Raw genomic sequence first — 15,064 nt, forward strand, 5'->3', positions numbered from 1 at the left:
TACATGTGAGCTCGTTAGATGTACACTTGACCTATGTCGATCGTCAGTGTCGCGGATGCCCGCAAGCACCTCTCCGATGTCATCTCCCGCTCCAAGGACGAGGCCGTGTTCATCGAGCGCCGCGGTCAGCGCGCAGCGGTCGTCATCAGTCCGGAGCAGTACGAGCGGATGATGGAAGCGCTCGAAGACGCCGAGGACGTGGCCGCGTTCGACGAGGCGATGGCCGAGGAGGGACCCGACGTTCCGTGGGCCGAGGTCAAGGCCGACCTGGGCTGGGCGTGACGTACCGCATCGAGCTGCGTCCAGCGGCGATCCGCGCGCTGAAACAGATCGACCATCAGGATCGGGGCCGAATCCGTGGCGCCATCGCGCTACTGGGCGAGGACCCGCGACCGCCCGGAGCGAAGGCCCTCCAGGGGCGCCCCGGCTTCCGAGTTCGAGTCGGCAACTACCGGATCGTGTACACGATTCAGGACGACATCCTCCTCGTCGTTGTTGTGACGCTGGGGCACCGGCGCGATGTCTACGAGCGGTGAGCCACCCTCCCCCGTCGGCGCTTCCGGCACGACCCGGCATCGGCTCGAGGGCGGCGAAGGGACACGCGTGACGAGACAAAAGACAAAGCGGAGGCTGCTGGTCGCCGTTCTCCTGGGCGCAGGAGGGCTGGCTATGGCCGCGTGGCTTGCCAATCTCGCCTACATCTCACTCGATGAGTCAGCCATTCCCCCGACGACCGCCCTTCCCGCCATCCCAACTGGAGCCGACGTGATCGGGTCGGAGAAGATCTGTGCATCCGGCGGGTGCTGGCAGGAAGCGACGGTGGTGCCGCCTGACGGAGAGTCCCCCGACGAACTCGCAGCTCGCATGGAACTGTCCACGGAGAAGTGCTCGCCGGGAAACGTGATCGATCCGCGCAGCATTTGTCGTGGCTCGATGACCTCCAGGGACGGACAGCTCCTGGTCTATGTGTCGTACTGGTCTCGCGGCTACTGACGTCCGCCCGATCCGTCTGCCGCCGCAGGCCACGATCCGTCCACACTCCACGACTACGGTGAGACCATGTTCGGTGACCTCACCCCCGCCCAGTCCCTCCTGATCGTCTGGGTCACGGGTTCGCTGCTCGCGTTCATCGTCTCGTGCCTGATCCTGTGGCTGATCATCCGCGGTGCCGTCCTTTCCGCGCTGCGGAAGCACGCCGCCGAGCAACGCGAACTCGGCCGCGACGCGGGGCACAGGGGGCCAGGCGATCCGCGGCCTTGAGGCGCACACGATCCGAGGAGCCGTTCGCGACAGGTAGAGGGATGCTCCTCGCAGCCGCCAGCACGATCTGATACCCCGCCGGTATCAGGGCAGGTCCGCGGCCCTCACCACCAGGCGCACGAGCCGTCAGACCACGGTGAGATCCTGGAGCACCGTGACCGTCAGTGCGTCGTAGAAGCGCACGACGAACCCGGTCCGGTCGTCGATCACGAGCGTCTTGCGCAACGCGGGGTCCTGTGTGGAGCGCAGCACGACGAGGGTGTGCGAGTCGTCCAGGCGTTCCGTCTCGATGGGCGCATCTGTGTCGCGGGAGCCGCGACCCCAGACGGGCAGATGCTCGGGGAACAGGAGTTGCAACGCCGGATTGGTGACCCGGGCGCGGTAGGACTGCGACGGGCTCTGATCCGCACCGGTGGTCACAACCCCACCGCGGTAGGTCGAGAGCGTCTGGGTCGCGAGATCGCGCGCGGTCCATTCCTCCAGGTCGTCGTCGACGGTGATGTCGTAATGGACGATGGTCGATCGCGATTCCCAGACACCGTGGACGCGATACCGAGCAGGGCGGTCGGGAAAGTTGCGTGCGTCGAGGAGGTGGTCGAGCAGATTGTCGACGGGGGCAAGCGTCATGGTGGAGAGCTCCTGGTTGAGGCGGGGTGGGGGGCCGCGTCACGGCCGCTCCCACCCGGGTTGATAGCGATCAGAAGACGCCAGCCTCTTGGCCGTTAGGGTACTCACAGTTTGTCTGCGCAGAGGAGGCATAGCACTGGAACCGGGGCGACGTCGGATCGCCGACGATCGGAATGGCCATGTTCTCCGCGTTGTCGTAGACCCATTCCAGATTGAAGATCACCGAGTACTTGCCCTCATCGGTCGTTGTGCGATCGACCCATTCGGTACCGGAGGTCTGCGTACCGGGGCCGAAGTCGAAATCGGTCGAGTTCTCGAAGGTGGGCGGAGTGATTCCCTGCTGTCGTTGGAGGATCACGTTCCCGGAGGTGTCCATCGAGACGCCGCTGTCGTTCGTGAAGCGCATGTACACCTTGTGCGATGTCTGCTGAAGGTTCATGAGGGCATAGGCACTGATGTGCCGCTCCCAGACGAGAGTGTCACCGGTGTACTTGCGGTAGGTCGTGCCCCACTGGCATTCGACTTCCCACACATCGGTGATCGTGCAGGCGAATCCTTCCACATCGCGGGCGGCAGCGTCACCGCTCCCGTCGGCGGGCTCGACGCTGTGCGGCCCGACGGGCTGGCCGGCTGAGTCCGGCGCCCAGACCGTCGGCGTGCCCTCGGTGCACGCGACGTAGACCGTGGATTGATCGTCCAAGCCGTTGGCCTGTCGGTAGTCGTCTCGTAGCTGAGCGCTGCCGTCCAGACACCCGGCATCGCTGGCAGCCTGCGCCGACGCAGCCGGGGTGGGAGTCGCATGCGCGGCGCCAGCCGGCACCGCGGTGAGGAGCGCCGAAGCAGCGATCGCCGCGATCCCCCGTGAGAGTCTCCATTGAATGGGCATTGTCTCTTCCCGCCTTCCTGTGAAAGGCCGGGTCGAGAATCGAAGCTCGAACGACTCCGCTGGGGCCTCGTCCCGGCCACCGAGTAGTGCGTTTCGTCCTTCCAGACTAAGCGGTACGACTCACTTCGTAAAGACACGGAGGCGAGGACGACGATTTCACTCACCTTCTCCAGCCTGATCGAGGCGCATAGAAACGGCGGAGACCACCGCCCGCCCAACAACCTCTTGCAAACCCATTACATCGATGTAATGCTGTCGGGTATCCGGTAGGTACAAGTCACGAAGGAGTGACATGAATCCCTCTCCCCAGCTGTCTCGACGGCAGATGCTCGCGGGAACGGCGGCAGCCCTCGCGGGTACCGCGTTCCTGTCCGGGTGCGCCCCCACCATGGGCGGCTCGTCGGCGGCTCAGACTCTGCAGTTCTGGCATCTGCTCTCGGGCGGTGACGGCGTGACCATGTCGGGTCTGCTCGACACGGCCAACGCCTCGCAGAACGCCTACCGCGTGCGCCCCACGGTGCTCGCGTGGGGCACGCCCTACTACACGAAACTCGCCATGGCGGCGGCCGGCGGGCGGGCGCCCGACGTGGCGATCATGCACGCCACCCGCGTGGCCGGCTACGCGCCCGGCGGCCTCCTCGACCCGTGGGACGTGGACAAGCTCGCCTCCCTCGGCGTCGACGAGTCCACCTTCCCCGAACCCATCTGGGAGAAGGGCAACGCGGGCGGCAGCCTCTACAGCGTCGCGCTCGACGCCCACCCCTTCGTGATGATGTTCAACACCGACATCTGCGACAAGGCCGGCGTGCTCGACAGCGACGGCAACCTCAACGCCACCACGAGCCCAGAGGAGTTCGTCGACCTCTCCCGCGAGGTCGCGGCCGCCGCCGGAGGGCACGCTCTCTCGTACGGCTACCTCGGCGACGGCGCCCAGATGTGGCGCCTCTTCTACACGCTCTACACGCAGCACGGCCTCGCGATGGAGACCCCCGAGGGCGGCAAGAGCGTGCTCGACGACGACGCCGCGATCGAGTCCCTCACCTACATGCAGACCCTGCTGGACGGCGAGATCGCGGCGGCGCAGGCCGACTACGGCACCGCGGTCGCCGAGTTCGCCACGGGCAAGAGCGGCATGCTCCTCACCGGCGTGTGGGAGCTGCGCACCGTGCAGGCCGCGGGCTTCGACTTCAACGCGTCGCGCATCCCCACCCTGTACGGAACGGACGCGGTCTACGCCGACTCCCACTCCTTCGTGCTCCCCCACCAGACGAACCCGGACGAGGAGAAGCGCGAGCTCACCTACCAATTCGTCGCCGACCTCCTGAAGGGCTCCTTCGACTGGGCGGAAGCCGGACACATCCCGGCGTATCTGCCCGTCACGGAATCACCCGACTACGCCGACCTCGTGCCGCAGGCTAACTACGCCGACGCCGCCGACTACGTGAACTACGACCCGCCCGCCTGGTTCACGGGCTCCGGCTCGAACTTCCAGAGTGAGTTCGGCGCAGCCGTCCAGGGCGTGCTCCTCAATGGGAACGACCCGGCCGCGGCGATCACCGACTTCCGCCGCCGCGTCGACAACCTCCTCGCCAAGCCGAACCCCGCCGACCCCGAAGGGACGTTCGGATCATGACCACCGCACCCCAGACCGCCCGCGCGACAGGCGCGGCACCCACCACCGGCGCAACGACGCGCGCAATCGTCACCGGCTCGGCCCACCCGAGACGCGTCGGCTCGAAGAACCGCCGAGAGCAGCTCGTGAGCTGGGCGTTCCTCGCCCCGTTCATGATCGCGTTCGTCCTCTTCCTCGTGTGGCCGATCATCCACGGCATCTACCTGAGCTTCACCGACCAGTCCCTCACCGGAACAGGCGGCGGCTTCGTGGGCGTGGCGAACTACGTCGAAGCACTCAGCGACCCCACGATGTGGCGCTCGATGGGGAACACCCTCTGGTTCACCGTGCTCTCCACGGTGCCGCTCGTGCTCGTCGCCCTCGTCATGGCGGTGCTCGTGGACCGCGGCATCCCCGGCCAGTGGCTGTGGCGGCTGTCGTTCTTCATGCCGTTCCTGCTCGCCTCCACCGTGATCTCGCAGATCTGGGTGTGGATCTTCAACCCGCAGATCGGCGCGGCGAACAACATCCTCAAGGCATTCGGGATGGAACCCATCGCGTGGCTGCAGAACGCCGACACCAACATGTACGCGATCGTCATCGCGACCGTGTGGTGGACGGTGGGCTTCAACTTCCTGCTCTACCTCGCGGCCCTCCAGAACATCCCGGCCCAGCAGTACGAGGCGGCCTCGCTCGACGGCGCCGGCCCGTGGCGGCAGCTCTGGAGCATCACGATCCCGCAGCTCGGCCCGGCCACGGTGCTCATCGTGATGCTGCAAGTGCTCGCCTCGCTCAAGCTGTTCGACCAGGCGTACCAGATGCTCAACGGCGTCTCGAGCGACACCACCCGCTCGATCGTCCAGTACATGTACGAGGCCGGATTCGTGGGATACCGGTTCGGCTTCTCCGCCGCCATCTCCTACATCTTCTTCGCCCTCATCGTCATCATCGGCGTCGCCCAGGCGCTCGTCGTCTCCCGGAGGAGGAACCTGCGATGACCGTCACCGCAACCCGCAGCATCGCCGTCCCGGCGGCGAAGGAGAAGGCGCACCCGCGCAAGCCCGGCGACCGCCCCTTCGGCCCCCTGCGCATCGCCGCCTTCGCGGTGCTCCTGCTCATGGCGATCGGCTGGCTCCTGCCGTTCCTGTGGGCGGTCGCCACGGCCTTCAAGACCGAGAACGACGCCGCGTCCGGCTCCCCCACCTGGATCGGGGAGAGCGGGCCCACGGCGGACGCGTTCACCGCGATCCTCTCCCAGGGCAACGTGTGGCTCTGGGCGTGGAACAGCCTCGCGACCTCGGTCGCGATCACGGCGATCACGCTCGCGATCTCGGCCCTCGCGGCCTACGCGTTCTCGCGGCTCGACTTCCGCGGCCGGAAGTGGCTCTTCGCCGTCGTGATCGCCGGCATCGTCGTACCGCCGCAGGCGCTCATCATCCCGCTCTTCTACCAGATGCTCGCGTTCAACCTCGTGGACACCTACTGGGGCCTCATCCTTCCCCAGGTCGTGGTGCCGGCGATGGTGTTCATCCTCAAGCAGTTCTTCGACGGCGTGCCGATCGAGCTCGAGGACGCCGCCCGCGTGGACGGCGCCGGTCGGTTCCGGATCTTCTGGTCGATCGTGCTGCCGCTCTCGCGACCGATCCTTGCGGCCGTCGCGATCTTCGTGTTCATCGGCGCGTGGAACAACTTCCTGTGGCCGTTCCTGGTGATCAACGACACCACGCTCATGACGCTGCCGGTGGGACTGCAGACCGTGATCAGCGCCTATGGCGTGCAGTACGCCCAGGTGATGGCGCAGGCCGTGCTCGCCGCGCTGCCGCTCATCGCCGTGTTCCTCGTGTTCCAGAAGCAGATCGTGAAGGGCGTGGCGACGACCGGCTTCGGCGGCCAGTAGCCGCACCCCTCGGTCCCTGATCGGCGCGGGCACTCGCCCGCGCCGATCGGTCGTCCGCGCCACGACACCACATCGACCGCCTGCCATCCACTCGGCAGACCGACCATCCGACCGCCCAGCAAGGAGAGTCATGACCACCGCCCGCATCACCATCGACCGCGACTTCACGATCGGCGACGTGCCCCGCCGCCTCTTCGGCTCCTTCGTGGAGCACATGGGCCGCTGCGTCTACACCGGCATCTACGAGCCCGGCCACCCGCAGGCCGACGCTCGCGGGTTCCGGAAGGACGTGCTCGCCCTCGTGAAGGAGCTCGGCCCCACCGTGGTGCGGTACCCGGGCGGCAACTTCGTCTCCGGCTACCTGTGGGAGGACGGCGTCGGCCCGGTCGAGAAGCGGCCCCGCCGCCTCGACGGCGCGTGGCACACGATCGAGACGAACGCATTCGGCCTCCACGAGTTCGTCGAGTGGGCGAAGGAGGCCGACGTCGAGGTCATGGAGGCCGTCAACCTCGGAACCCGCGGGGTGGAGGAAGCGCGCGCGCTCGTCGAGTACGCGAACCACCCGAGCGGCACCTACTGGTCCGACCTCCGCCGCCAGAACGGCGCGGCCGACCCGTTCGACATCAAGCTGTGGTGCCTCGGCAACGAGCTCGACGGACCGTGGCAGATCGGCGGCAAGACCGCCCAGGAGTACGGCCGCCTCGCGCAGGAGACGGCGAAGGCGATGAAGTTCGTCGACCCGTCGATCGAGCTCGTGGCCGTGGGCTCGTCGAACCGGCAGATGCCCACCTTCGGCTCGTGGGAGCACACCGTGCTCACCCACGCGTACGACGAGGTCGACTACATCTCCATGCACGCCTACTACCAGGAGCACGACGGCGACGCCGCCTCGTTCCTCGCCGAGGCCGTGGACATGGATGCGTTCATCGAGGGTGTCATCGCCACGGTCGACGCGGTGAAGGCGGCGGGCAAGCACACCAAGCAGGTCGACATCTCGTTCGACGAGTGGAACGTCTGGTACCAGAGCGGCCTCGAGACCGAGGACCAGCCGCACCTCGTCGCCGCGCAGTGGCGGGAGCACCCGCGCCTCATCGAGGACACGTACAACGTGACCGACGCGGTCGTCGTGGGCACCTTCCTCCACAGCCTTCTGCGCCACGGCGACCGCGTGAAGATCGCCAACCAGGCGCAGCTCGTCAACGTGATCGCGCCGATCCGTTCAGAGGAGGGCGGGCCCGCGTGGCGGCAGTCGATCTTCTGGCCGTTCGCGCGCATCGCTCAGCACGCCCGCGGACGCATCCTGCGGCTCGCGATCGACTCGTCGCAGGTGTCCACGAAGCGCTACGGCGACGTCGATGTGGTGGACGCCGCCGCGACGTGGGACGAGGAGAGCGGCACGATCGCGCTGTTCCTCGCGAACCGCTCGCTCACGGAGGCGTCCGACCTCACGGTGGACCTGCGCGGTCTCGGCGCCACGACGGTCCGTTCGGCCGAGGTACTCACGGTGCCGGAGGGCGGCGACCGCCTCGTCGCGAACGTCGTGGACGACCAGGACCGCGTGGGCCTCACGCCGCTGCGGGGTGTCGACGTGGTCGACGGCGCCGTCCGCGCGACCCTCCCGCCGCTCTCCTGGTCCGTCGTCCTCCTCGACACCGCCCGCGCCTGACCCCGCCGCCTCTCTCCCGCTCCGCCGCCCCCGCCAGATGCAGCGTTTGAGCGCGTTTACACCGTTGTAACGGTGTGAACGCGCTCAAAAGCTGCATGTGGGGGCGGGTAGGGGCGCGGTCAGCAGCAGCGGGAGCCGGGGGTGCGGTCCTGTTCGGCGAAGCGTTCGCGCCAGAAGGTGCGCTCGTCAGGCACCGGGGTGTCGGGGTGGACGCGGCGGTGATGCTCCGCGTACGTCGCGTAGGCGGTGTCGCCCATCATCGACGTGACGAACCATCGCACCGACGACCACACACGACGCACGCCGCGGCCGACGAGCGCGCCGAGCGTCTCAGCCGGCCTCCCGTCCGGTCCGCGGAACGCGCCGCCGTGCGCGCTCATCAGTGGCTCGCCCGCTCGGGACGCTTGTCCGCGTCCACCTCGGCCCACTGCTTCTCCAGCGCCTTCTCCGCCTTGGTGGCGAGGAGACCGGAGGGGGCGTAGCGCCGCGACGGCACCGCCGGGTCCTCCGAGCTCGCGCCGCCGCCCGTGCGGAACGACTTCACGGTGTGCCACACGGCCGCGGCGATCACGATGATCGCGAGCGTCACGAACAGGATCGACAGCACGCCCTGCACGGTCGTGTTCCGCACGACGGCCTCCATCGCCTCGCGCGTCGGCGCGTTGCCGAAGCTCTCCTCGCCCGTCGCGAGCGCGTTGCGGAACGCCGCGTTCTGCGCCCAGTAGCCCACGGCCGGAACCGGAGAGAAGATCTTGAACATCGACGCCGTGATCGTGACGACCGCGGTGAACGCGAGCGGAACCGCGACGATCCACAACCAGCGGAAGTTGCCCCGCTTCGCCACGATCGCCATGCAGACCGCGAGCGCGATGGCCGCGAGCAGCTGGTTCGCGATGCCGAAGAGCGGGAACAGGGTGTTGATGCCGCCGAGCGGATCGGTCACTCCCATGATGAGGATCGCGCCCCACGCCGCCACCATCACGCCCGTGCAGATCCAGGCTCCGAGACGCCAGTCGGGGTCGCGGAACTTCTTGTTGATGTTGCCGAAGGTGTCCTGCAGCATGAAGCGGGCGACGCGCGTTCCGGCGTCCACGGCGGTGAGGATGAAGAGCGCCTCGAACATGATCGCGAAGTGGTACCAGAACGACATGAGCGCGGTGCCGCCGATGAGCTGCTGCATGATGTGCGCGAGTCCGAGGGCGAGTGTCGGCGCGCCGCCCGTACGCGACACGATCGACTCCTCCCCCACGTTCGCGGCCGTCGACGTGAGCATGTCGGGCGTCAGGTTCACACCCGTCAGGCCGAGCGAGTTCACGAACGCGACCGCGCCCTCGACGGTTCCGCCCGTGGCCGCGGCCGACGAGTTCATCGCGAAGTAGATGCCGCGGTCGATCGAGAGGGCCGCGACGAGCGCCATGATCGCCACGAACGACTCCATGAGCATGCCGCCGTAGCCGATGAAGCGCGTCTGACGCTCCTTCTCCACGAGCTTCGGCGTGGTGCCCGAAGCGATGAGTGCGTGGAAGCCGGAGAGGGCTCCGCACGCGATCGTGACGAAGAGGAACGGGAAGAGGGAGCCGCTCACGACGGGACCTGCGTCGCCGCCGGCGAACTCGCTGAACGCGGGCACGGTGATCTCGGGGCGGACGAGCACGATCGCTCCCGCGAGCATGACGATCGTCCCGATCTTCATGAACGTGGAGAGGTAGTCGCGCGGGGCGAGCAGCAGCCACACGGGCAGGATCGCGGCGATGAAGCCGTACACGATGATGCCGATCGCGATCACGGTGCGGTCGAGCGTGAAGACCGCGGCACCCCACTCCGTCTCGGCCACCCAACCGCCCGCGACGATCGCGAACATGAGGAGCACGAAGCCGATGATCGAGATCTCGGTGATACGACCCGGACGGATGTACCGCAGGTACACGCCCATGAAGAGGGCGATCGGGATCGTCATGGAGACGCTGAAGACGCCCCACGGGCTCTCGCCGAGGGCGTTGACCACGACGAGCGCGAGGATCGCCACGATGATGACCATGATCGCGAGGGTCGCGATGATCGCGGCCGTTCCACCGATCATGCCGAGCTCGTCGCGCGCCATCTGGCCGAGCGAGCGGCCGCCGCGGCGCATGGAGAAGAAGAGGACGAGGTAGTCCTGCACCGCGCCCGCGAGGATGACGCCGATGATGATCCACAGGGTGCCGGGCAGGTAGCCCATCTGCGCGGCGAGCACCGGGCCGACGAGTGGGCCGGCTCCGGCGATCGCGGCGAAGTGGTGGCCGTAGAGCACCCGGCGGTCGGTGGGGACGAAGTCCTTGCCGTTGGCCTTGTACTCGGCCGGTGTCGCGCGGCGGTCGTCGGGGCGGAGGAGCTTCCGCTCGATGAACTTCGAGTAGAACCGATAAGCGATGAGGTAGGTGCAGACCGCGGCGAAGACGAACCAGATCGCGTTGACGGTCTCGCCACGGATCAGGGCGAGCATCGTCCACGCGACGCCTCCGAGGAGCGCGATCGCGACCCACACGATCACCTTCGGTGGCGTCCACTTCGGGGCGTGTTCGGCATCGTCGAGAGCGGTGGGCGGGAGCTCCGGGTCCTGCACGAGGACGGGTTCAGCCTCGCCGCCTGCCGCGGGTGTCTGCGCCCCACCCCGTCGGTCTGCTCGTCCACCTCCCCGTCGGTCCGCTCGATCGCGTGCGTGGTCCTGTCGTCCGGCGTCGCTGCCCATGACGATTCCTCCCTCAAAGGTGGTGGTCGTCCGACGAGGCTAACAGCGGATCCACAGCCACGCGCACCCCTCCCCGAAAGGGCTACTCCCGAGCGAGGGCGCCACATAGAACTACCGCCCTCGGCACCGAAGTGCCGCCCTCACGGATGATCCACCCGGGCGAACGCCGAGGAGGTTCAGCCCAGCCCTCCCCCGAGCGCGTCGGCGGCGCGGATGAGCGCGAGGTGTGTGAGGGCCTGCGGAGTGTTGCCCGCCTGGCGCTTCGCGACGGGGTCGTACTCCTCGCTCAGCATGCCGAGGTCGTTCGCAACGGCGAGGAGCTTCGCCATGAGGGCCTCGGCGTCGTCGCGTCGACCGGTGCGCGCGTACTGCTCCACGAGCCAGAACGAGCACGTGAGGAACGGGTTCTCCGCGCCCGGCACGCCGTCGACACCCGTCTCGGCGCGGTAGCGCAGCACGAAACCGTCGGGCATGAGGTCGCGCTCGATCCGCTCCACCGTCGCGAGCATCCGCGGGTCGTCGTACGCGCAGAAGCCCACCTGCGGCAGCTGCAGCAGGGCGGCATCCACCTCGTCCGTGCCGAAGTACTGGGTGAAGCCGCCGTGGCTCGCGCTCACGCCGTTCGTCGCGACGTCGGCGGCCACCTCGTCGCGCAAGCGCTCCCACCGCTCGGCCTCGCCCGGCAGCCCGTAGCGGCGAACGCCCCTGACCCCCCGGTCGAATCCCGCCCACACCATCGCTCGCGAATGCACGAAGTGCTGCTGCGCCCCGCGGATCTCCCAGATGCCGTTGTCCGGATCCGCGCGCGTGCGCTCGAGCCGCTTGAGGAGCGCGCGCTGCAGCGCCCACGACTCCGGCGGGTCGACGAGCCCGGCCTCGCGCGCGTCGTCGAGGCACACGAGCACCTCGCCGAGCACGTCGGCCTGGAACTGATCGACGGCGCCATTGCCCGTGCGCACGGGGGCCGCACCCTCGTAGCCGGGGAGCCGCTCGACGACGCGCTCCGGCAGCTCGCGCTCGCCCGCGAGGCCGTACATGATCTGCACGTCGTCCGGGTCTCCGGCGATCGCTCGGAGCAACCAGGAACGCCAGTGCCCCACCTCGTCGAAGAAACCGTGCCGCAGGAGCGTCGACACTGTGAGCGACGCGTCGCGCAGCCAGACGTAGCGGTAGTCCCAGTTGCGCTCGCCGCCGAACGCCTCGGGCAGCGACGTGGTCGCGGCGGCGACGATCCCGCCCGTGCGGTCGTGGGTGAGGGCGCGGAGGAGGGTGAGCGAGCGAGACACCATCGGCCCATACGGACCGTCGTGGGCGTTGTCGGGCTGCCAGCCCTCCCAGCGCGCGAGCGTCTCCGCGAGCAGCACGTCGACGCTCCCGACGAGCGGCGTCTCCTGCCACGACGGGTACCACGTGAGGACGACGTCCACCGTCTCGCCCGCGCTCACGGTGAATTCGCCGACGTGGCTGTTCCCGTCAGCGTGAAGCCGCGGCCCGGTGACGAGGATCGCGTCCGGTCCGCCGATCGCGAGCAGACGGTGGGCGTCGGCGCGCTGCGGCAGCTGGCGGACCCACGGGATGATGTCGGCGAAGTTGGGGCGCACGGTGAGGGCCTGGCGGAACCGCACCGTTCCGCTGATGCCGGTCACCCGTCGCACGACCGACGAGGTATCGCCGTCGGTGGGCATGAACTCGACCGTCTCGGCCTCGCCATCGGCCGTGCTCCACCGGGTGCGGAGGATGATCGACCCGTCCTCGTACGAGCGGGTGCTCGTCGCCTCGGCGACGGGGGCGAGCAGCCAGCGCCCGTGCTCCTCGTCGCCGAGCAGGGCCGAGAAGACCGCGGCGGCGTCGAAGCGCGGCACGCACAACCAGTCGATGCTGCCGTCGCGTCCCACGAGGGCCGCTCCCCTGCTGTCGCCCAGCAACGCGTAGTCCTCGATCGGCAACGGCATGTGGAACCTCCTCCCGCCACATTAACCCCGCGGGACGTCGGCTCCGCTCGCCGGGCCGGAGGGTTGCGCTCGGATGCCGTCCCCGGTCAGGGACGCACGCGGGTGGAGACGAGGAAGGCGGCGGCGAGGACGGCGGCCGAGAGGGAGATCGCGGTGAGGAGCGGCCAGCCGCCGGACTGGAAGGCGAGGCCGAGGAGCCAGGTCCCGACAGCCGAACCGGAGTAGAAGGCGATCGTGTAGAGGGCGCTCGCCTGCGCTCGCCACGGCCCGTCGGCCCGCGCACCGACCCACGCCGTCGCGGTCGCGTGGGTGGCGAAGTAGCCGCCCGTCACGAGCACGAGCCCCAGGAGCAGCACGGGAACGCTCTCGCTCAGCATCACGACGAGACCGACGATCATGACGCCGATCCCCGCGAGCGCGACGAGCCGGCGCCCCGTCCGCGTGCTCCACCAGCCGGCGACACGCGACGTCACCGTCCCCGCGAGATACGCCAGGAAGATGAGGGCCGCGGCGGCCGGAGTGAAGGAGAACGGGGGCGCCTCGAGGCGGAACCCGACGTAGGTGTAGACCGAGACGAACGCTCCGACGAGGAGCACGGCGGCGGCGTAGATGCGGACGAGGACCGGGTCGCCGAGCGCCCGCGCGATCTTCGAGCTCCAGACCATCGTCGCGTCCGTCCGTCGCGCGGGAGCGGCCGGGGCGAGCACGACGAAGAGCACGGCGCTCACGACGGCGACACCCGAGACGGCGAGGAGGGCACCACGCCACCCGAGTCCGTCGGCGAGCAGCCCGGCGACGATCCGCCCGGCCGCCCCGCCGATCGTGGTCCCGGAGATGTACGCGGTGGCGGCGACCGTCGCTCGCGCGCCCGTCGTGCGGTCGTGGATGTACGCCACGGCGAGCGCCGGCACCGCACCGAGAGCGGCGCCGCCGAGGAAGCGCGCCACCATGAGCAGCTCGAAGGTGGGGGCGAGGGCGCCCACGATCGAGAGCGCCGCCGACGCGACGAGGGCGATCCGCATCGCCTGCAGCCGCCCGATCCGTTCGGCCACGGAGGCCCACGGCAGCACCGTGAGCGCGAGCCCTCCGGTGGCGACCGAGATGGTGAGAGCGGCCTGCGCCGGCGTCACCCCGAGGTCGCGCGCGAGGAGCGGGAGCACTCCTTGAACCGCGTATAGCTCTCCGAACGTCGCGATCCCCGCGGCGAGCAAGGCGACGAGCATGCGCCGTTGCGACGACTCCCCCCGACCGCCGGAGCCGGGCGCGGGTCGGGAGGTCACCCTCCGAGCGTATGCCCGGACACTCCGTCGCCGGATTCACAATCGCCCCGGTTGCGCTGCACCTCTTGTCGGGCGCTGCATCAATCACTGCAGCGCCCGACAATCACTCGGCGGCTCAGTCGGCGAGGTCCGCGAGGTCGAGGACGAAGCGGTAGCGCACGTCGTTGCGGCGCAGGCGATCGAACGCCGTGGCGACGTCGCGGGACGGGAGCACCTCGACGTCGGCCGTGATGCCGTGCTCGCCGCAGAAGTCGAGCAGTTCCTGCGTGTGCGGGCGTCCGGCGCTGCCCCCGGAGCTCACACTCTTATGGCCGAGCGCGAGGTCGAGCATGTTCACGGGGAGCGAGCCCAGATAGCCGAGCACGCACAGCGTGCCGTCGAGCGCGACGGTCCGCAGGTACGGGGCGAGCTCGTGCGGCACGGCGACGGTGTCGAAGATCACGTCGAACCGTGCGGCCACGGCCGTCATCGCGGACTCGTCGGTGGACACGACGACGTCCCGCGCTCCGAGCGCACGCGCATCCGCCTCCTTCCCGGCCGAGGTCGTGAAGACGGTGACATCGGCACCGAGCGCCGCGGCGAGCTTGACGGCGAGGTGCCCGAGCCCGCCGAGACCCACGACGCCGACGCGCACGCCCGGGCCCACGTTCCACCGGCGGAGCGGCTCCCACACCGTGGCCCCCGCGCACATGAGCGGGGCGACTCCCGCCGCATCGAGCGAGGCGGGCCGGTGGTACACGAAGCCCTCGCGCACCACGTACTCGGTGGAATACCCGCCGAGGGTCGTCGATCCGTCGCGACGGTCGCGGCCCCCATAGGTGAGCGTGGGGAACTCGCGGCAGAAGTTCTCCTGCCCGGCCAGGCACATGTCGCACGCGCCGCACGAGTCGACGATGTTCCCCACCGCGACGGGGTCGCCGACGGCGAACCCCGTCACGTCCGCGCCGACGGCCGTCACCTCGCCCACGAACTCGTGGCCCGGCACGAGGAGCGAGCCGTCCGTGTGCGAGTCGACGGCGTGGAGGTCGCTGTGGCAGACGCCACTGAAGGTGACGCGCACGGCCACGTCGTCCGGACGCAGGTCGCGCCGCTCGATGTCGCGGACGGTCGGGGTCGCGCCCTGCTCGGTCGTGCCGAGGGCTCGTGCTGATCGCAT

At 69.1% G+C, this 15,064-nt stretch carries 15 protein-coding genes; 8 read left to right on the forward strand and 7 right to left on the reverse strand.

Annotated elements, in window-relative coordinates:
- Nucleotides 1–33: 33 nt before the first annotated feature.
- The 4 genes from CLV49_RS05770 (at nucleotide 34) to CLV49_RS05785 (ending at nucleotide 1,260) form a co-directional block, all read left to right on the forward strand.
- Nucleotides 34–282, forward strand: coding sequence for a type II toxin-antitoxin system Phd/YefM family antitoxin (locus CLV49_RS05770; RefSeq protein WP_106562679.1), 249 nt, complete (start codon nucleotides 34–36; stop codon nucleotides 280–282).
- Nucleotides 279–536, forward strand: coding sequence for a type II toxin-antitoxin system RelE family toxin (locus CLV49_RS05775; RefSeq protein ID WP_106562680.1), 258 nt, complete (start codon nucleotides 279–281; stop codon nucleotides 534–536). Before CLV49_RS05770 ends, CLV49_RS05775 begins: the two co-directional genes overlap by 4 nt.
- 67 nt (nucleotides 537–603) lie before the next feature.
- Nucleotides 604–993, forward strand: a complete 390-nt coding sequence (locus tag CLV49_RS05780) for a hypothetical protein (RefSeq protein ID WP_146145354.1) — start codon at nucleotides 604–606, stop codon at nucleotides 991–993.
- A gap of 66 nt (nucleotides 994–1,059) precedes the next feature.
- On the forward strand, nucleotides 1,060–1,260 hold the full coding sequence (locus tag CLV49_RS05785; RefSeq protein WP_106562682.1) for a hypothetical protein: 201 nt from the start codon (nucleotides 1,060–1,062) through the stop codon (nucleotides 1,258–1,260).
- Nucleotides 1,261–1,386: 126 nt separating this feature from the next.
- Here CLV49_RS05785 and CLV49_RS05790 read toward each other — a convergent pair whose 3' ends face one another.
- Entirely contained in the window at nucleotides 1,387–1,887 is a 501-nt protein-coding gene (locus tag CLV49_RS05790) for a hypothetical protein (RefSeq protein WP_106562683.1), read from the reverse strand.
- Between the two features lie 70 nt (nucleotides 1,888–1,957).
- On the reverse strand, nucleotides 1,958–2,773 hold the full coding sequence (locus tag CLV49_RS05795; RefSeq protein WP_127054486.1) for a hypothetical protein: 816 nt from the start codon (nucleotides 2,771–2,773) through the stop codon (nucleotides 1,958–1,960).
- Nucleotides 2,774–3,065: 292 nt separating this feature from the next.
- Between CLV49_RS05795 and CLV49_RS05800 the strand changes: the two genes are divergently transcribed.
- The 4 genes from CLV49_RS05800 (at nucleotide 3,066) to arfA (ending at nucleotide 7,948) form a co-directional block, all read left to right on the forward strand.
- A complete protein-coding gene (locus CLV49_RS05800; RefSeq protein WP_106562685.1) occupies nucleotides 3,066–4,406 on the forward strand; it encodes an extracellular solute-binding protein in 1,341 nt (446 codons plus the stop codon).
- The gene (locus CLV49_RS05805) at nucleotides 4,403–5,383 is read left to right on the forward strand and encodes a carbohydrate ABC transporter permease (protein WP_106562686.1); all 981 of its coding nucleotides are present in this window, start codon (nucleotides 4,403–4,405) and stop codon (nucleotides 5,381–5,383) included. Before CLV49_RS05800 ends, CLV49_RS05805 begins: the two co-directional genes overlap by 4 nt.
- Nucleotides 5,380–6,282: a carbohydrate ABC transporter permease gene (locus CLV49_RS05810; RefSeq protein WP_106562687.1), complete on the forward strand. Its 903-nt coding sequence runs from the start codon at nucleotides 5,380–5,382 to the stop codon at nucleotides 6,280–6,282. The genes CLV49_RS05805 and CLV49_RS05810 overlap by 4 nt, the downstream gene beginning before the upstream one ends.
- Nucleotides 6,283–6,412: 130 nt before the next feature.
- A complete protein-coding gene (gene arfA / locus CLV49_RS05815) occupies nucleotides 6,413–7,948 on the forward strand; it encodes an arabinosylfuranosidase ArfA (RefSeq protein WP_106562688.1) in 1,536 nt (511 codons plus the stop codon).
- 119 nt (nucleotides 7,949–8,067) lie between these two features.
- Here the strand turns inward: arfA and CLV49_RS05820 are convergent, their stop codons facing one another.
- From CLV49_RS05820 to CLV49_RS05840, 5 genes are all read right to left on the reverse strand, one after another.
- Entirely contained in the window at nucleotides 8,068–8,328 is a 261-nt protein-coding gene (locus tag CLV49_RS05820; RefSeq protein ID WP_106562689.1) for a YbdD/YjiX family protein, read from the reverse strand.
- A complete protein-coding gene (locus tag CLV49_RS05825) occupies nucleotides 8,328–10,676 on the reverse strand; it encodes a carbon starvation CstA family protein (protein ID WP_106562690.1) in 2,349 nt (782 codons plus the stop codon). The genes CLV49_RS05820 and CLV49_RS05825 overlap by 1 nt, the downstream gene beginning before the upstream one ends.
- Before the next feature lie 176 nt (nucleotides 10,677–10,852).
- A complete protein-coding gene (locus tag CLV49_RS05830; RefSeq protein ID WP_106562691.1) occupies nucleotides 10,853–12,628 on the reverse strand; it encodes a glycoside hydrolase family 15 protein in 1,776 nt (591 codons plus the stop codon).
- Between the two features lie 86 nt (nucleotides 12,629–12,714).
- The gene (locus CLV49_RS05835) at nucleotides 12,715–13,908 is read right to left on the reverse strand and encodes an MFS transporter (protein ID WP_127054488.1); all 1,194 of its coding nucleotides are present in this window, start codon (nucleotides 13,906–13,908) and stop codon (nucleotides 12,715–12,717) included.
- 115 nt (nucleotides 13,909–14,023) lie between these two features.
- On the reverse strand, nucleotides 14,024–15,064 hold the full coding sequence (locus CLV49_RS05840; protein ID WP_106562693.1) for an NAD(P)-dependent alcohol dehydrogenase: 1,041 nt from the start codon (nucleotides 15,062–15,064) through the stop codon (nucleotides 14,024–14,026).

Source organism: Labedella gwakjiensis (genome assembly GCF_003014675.1).
Lineage (GTDB): Bacteria > Actinomycetota > Actinomycetes > Actinomycetales > Microbacteriaceae > Labedella > Labedella gwakjiensis.

What these genes read in the sequence shown, in the direction of transcription:
- CLV49_RS05820 (WP_106562689.1), bottom strand. Translation starts at nt 8,328, where the DNA reads ATGAGCGCGCACGGCGGCGCGTTCCGCGGACCGGACGGGAGGCCGGCT.
- CLV49_RS05800 (WP_106562685.1), top strand. Translation starts at nt 3,066, where the DNA reads ATGAATCCCTCTCCCCAGCTGTCTCGACGGCAGATGCTCGCGGGAACG.
- CLV49_RS05770 (WP_106562679.1), top strand. Translation starts at nt 34, where the DNA reads ATGTCGATCGTCAGTGTCGCGGATGCCCGCAAGCACCTCTCCGATGTC.
- CLV49_RS05830 (WP_106562691.1), bottom strand. Translation starts at nt 12,628, where the DNA reads ATGCCGTTGCCGATCGAGGACTACGCGTTGCTGGGCGACAGCAGGGGA.
- CLV49_RS05805 (WP_106562686.1), top strand. Translation starts at nt 4,403, where the DNA reads ATGACCACCGCACCCCAGACCGCCCGCGCGACAGGCGCGGCACCCACC.
- CLV49_RS05825 (WP_106562690.1), bottom strand. Translation starts at nt 10,676, where the DNA reads ATGGGCAGCGACGCCGGACGACAGGACCACGCACGCGATCGAGCGGAC.
- CLV49_RS05785 (WP_106562682.1), top strand. Translation starts at nt 1,060, where the DNA reads ATGTTCGGTGACCTCACCCCCGCCCAGTCCCTCCTGATCGTCTGGGTC.
- CLV49_RS05810 (WP_106562687.1), top strand. Translation starts at nt 5,380, where the DNA reads ATGACCGTCACCGCAACCCGCAGCATCGCCGTCCCGGCGGCGAAGGAG.
- CLV49_RS05790 (WP_106562683.1), bottom strand. Translation starts at nt 1,887, where the DNA reads ATGACGCTTGCCCCCGTCGACAATCTGCTCGACCACCTCCTCGACGCA.
- arfA (WP_106562688.1), top strand. Translation starts at nt 6,413, where the DNA reads ATGACCACCGCCCGCATCACCATCGACCGCGACTTCACGATCGGCGAC.
- CLV49_RS05840 (WP_106562693.1), bottom strand. Translation starts at nt 15,064, where the DNA reads ATGCGATCAGCACGAGCCCTCGGCACGACCGAGCAGGGCGCGACCCCG.
- CLV49_RS05795 (WP_127054486.1), bottom strand. Translation starts at nt 2,773, where the DNA reads ATGCCCATTCAATGGAGACTCTCACGGGGGATCGCGGCGATCGCTGCT.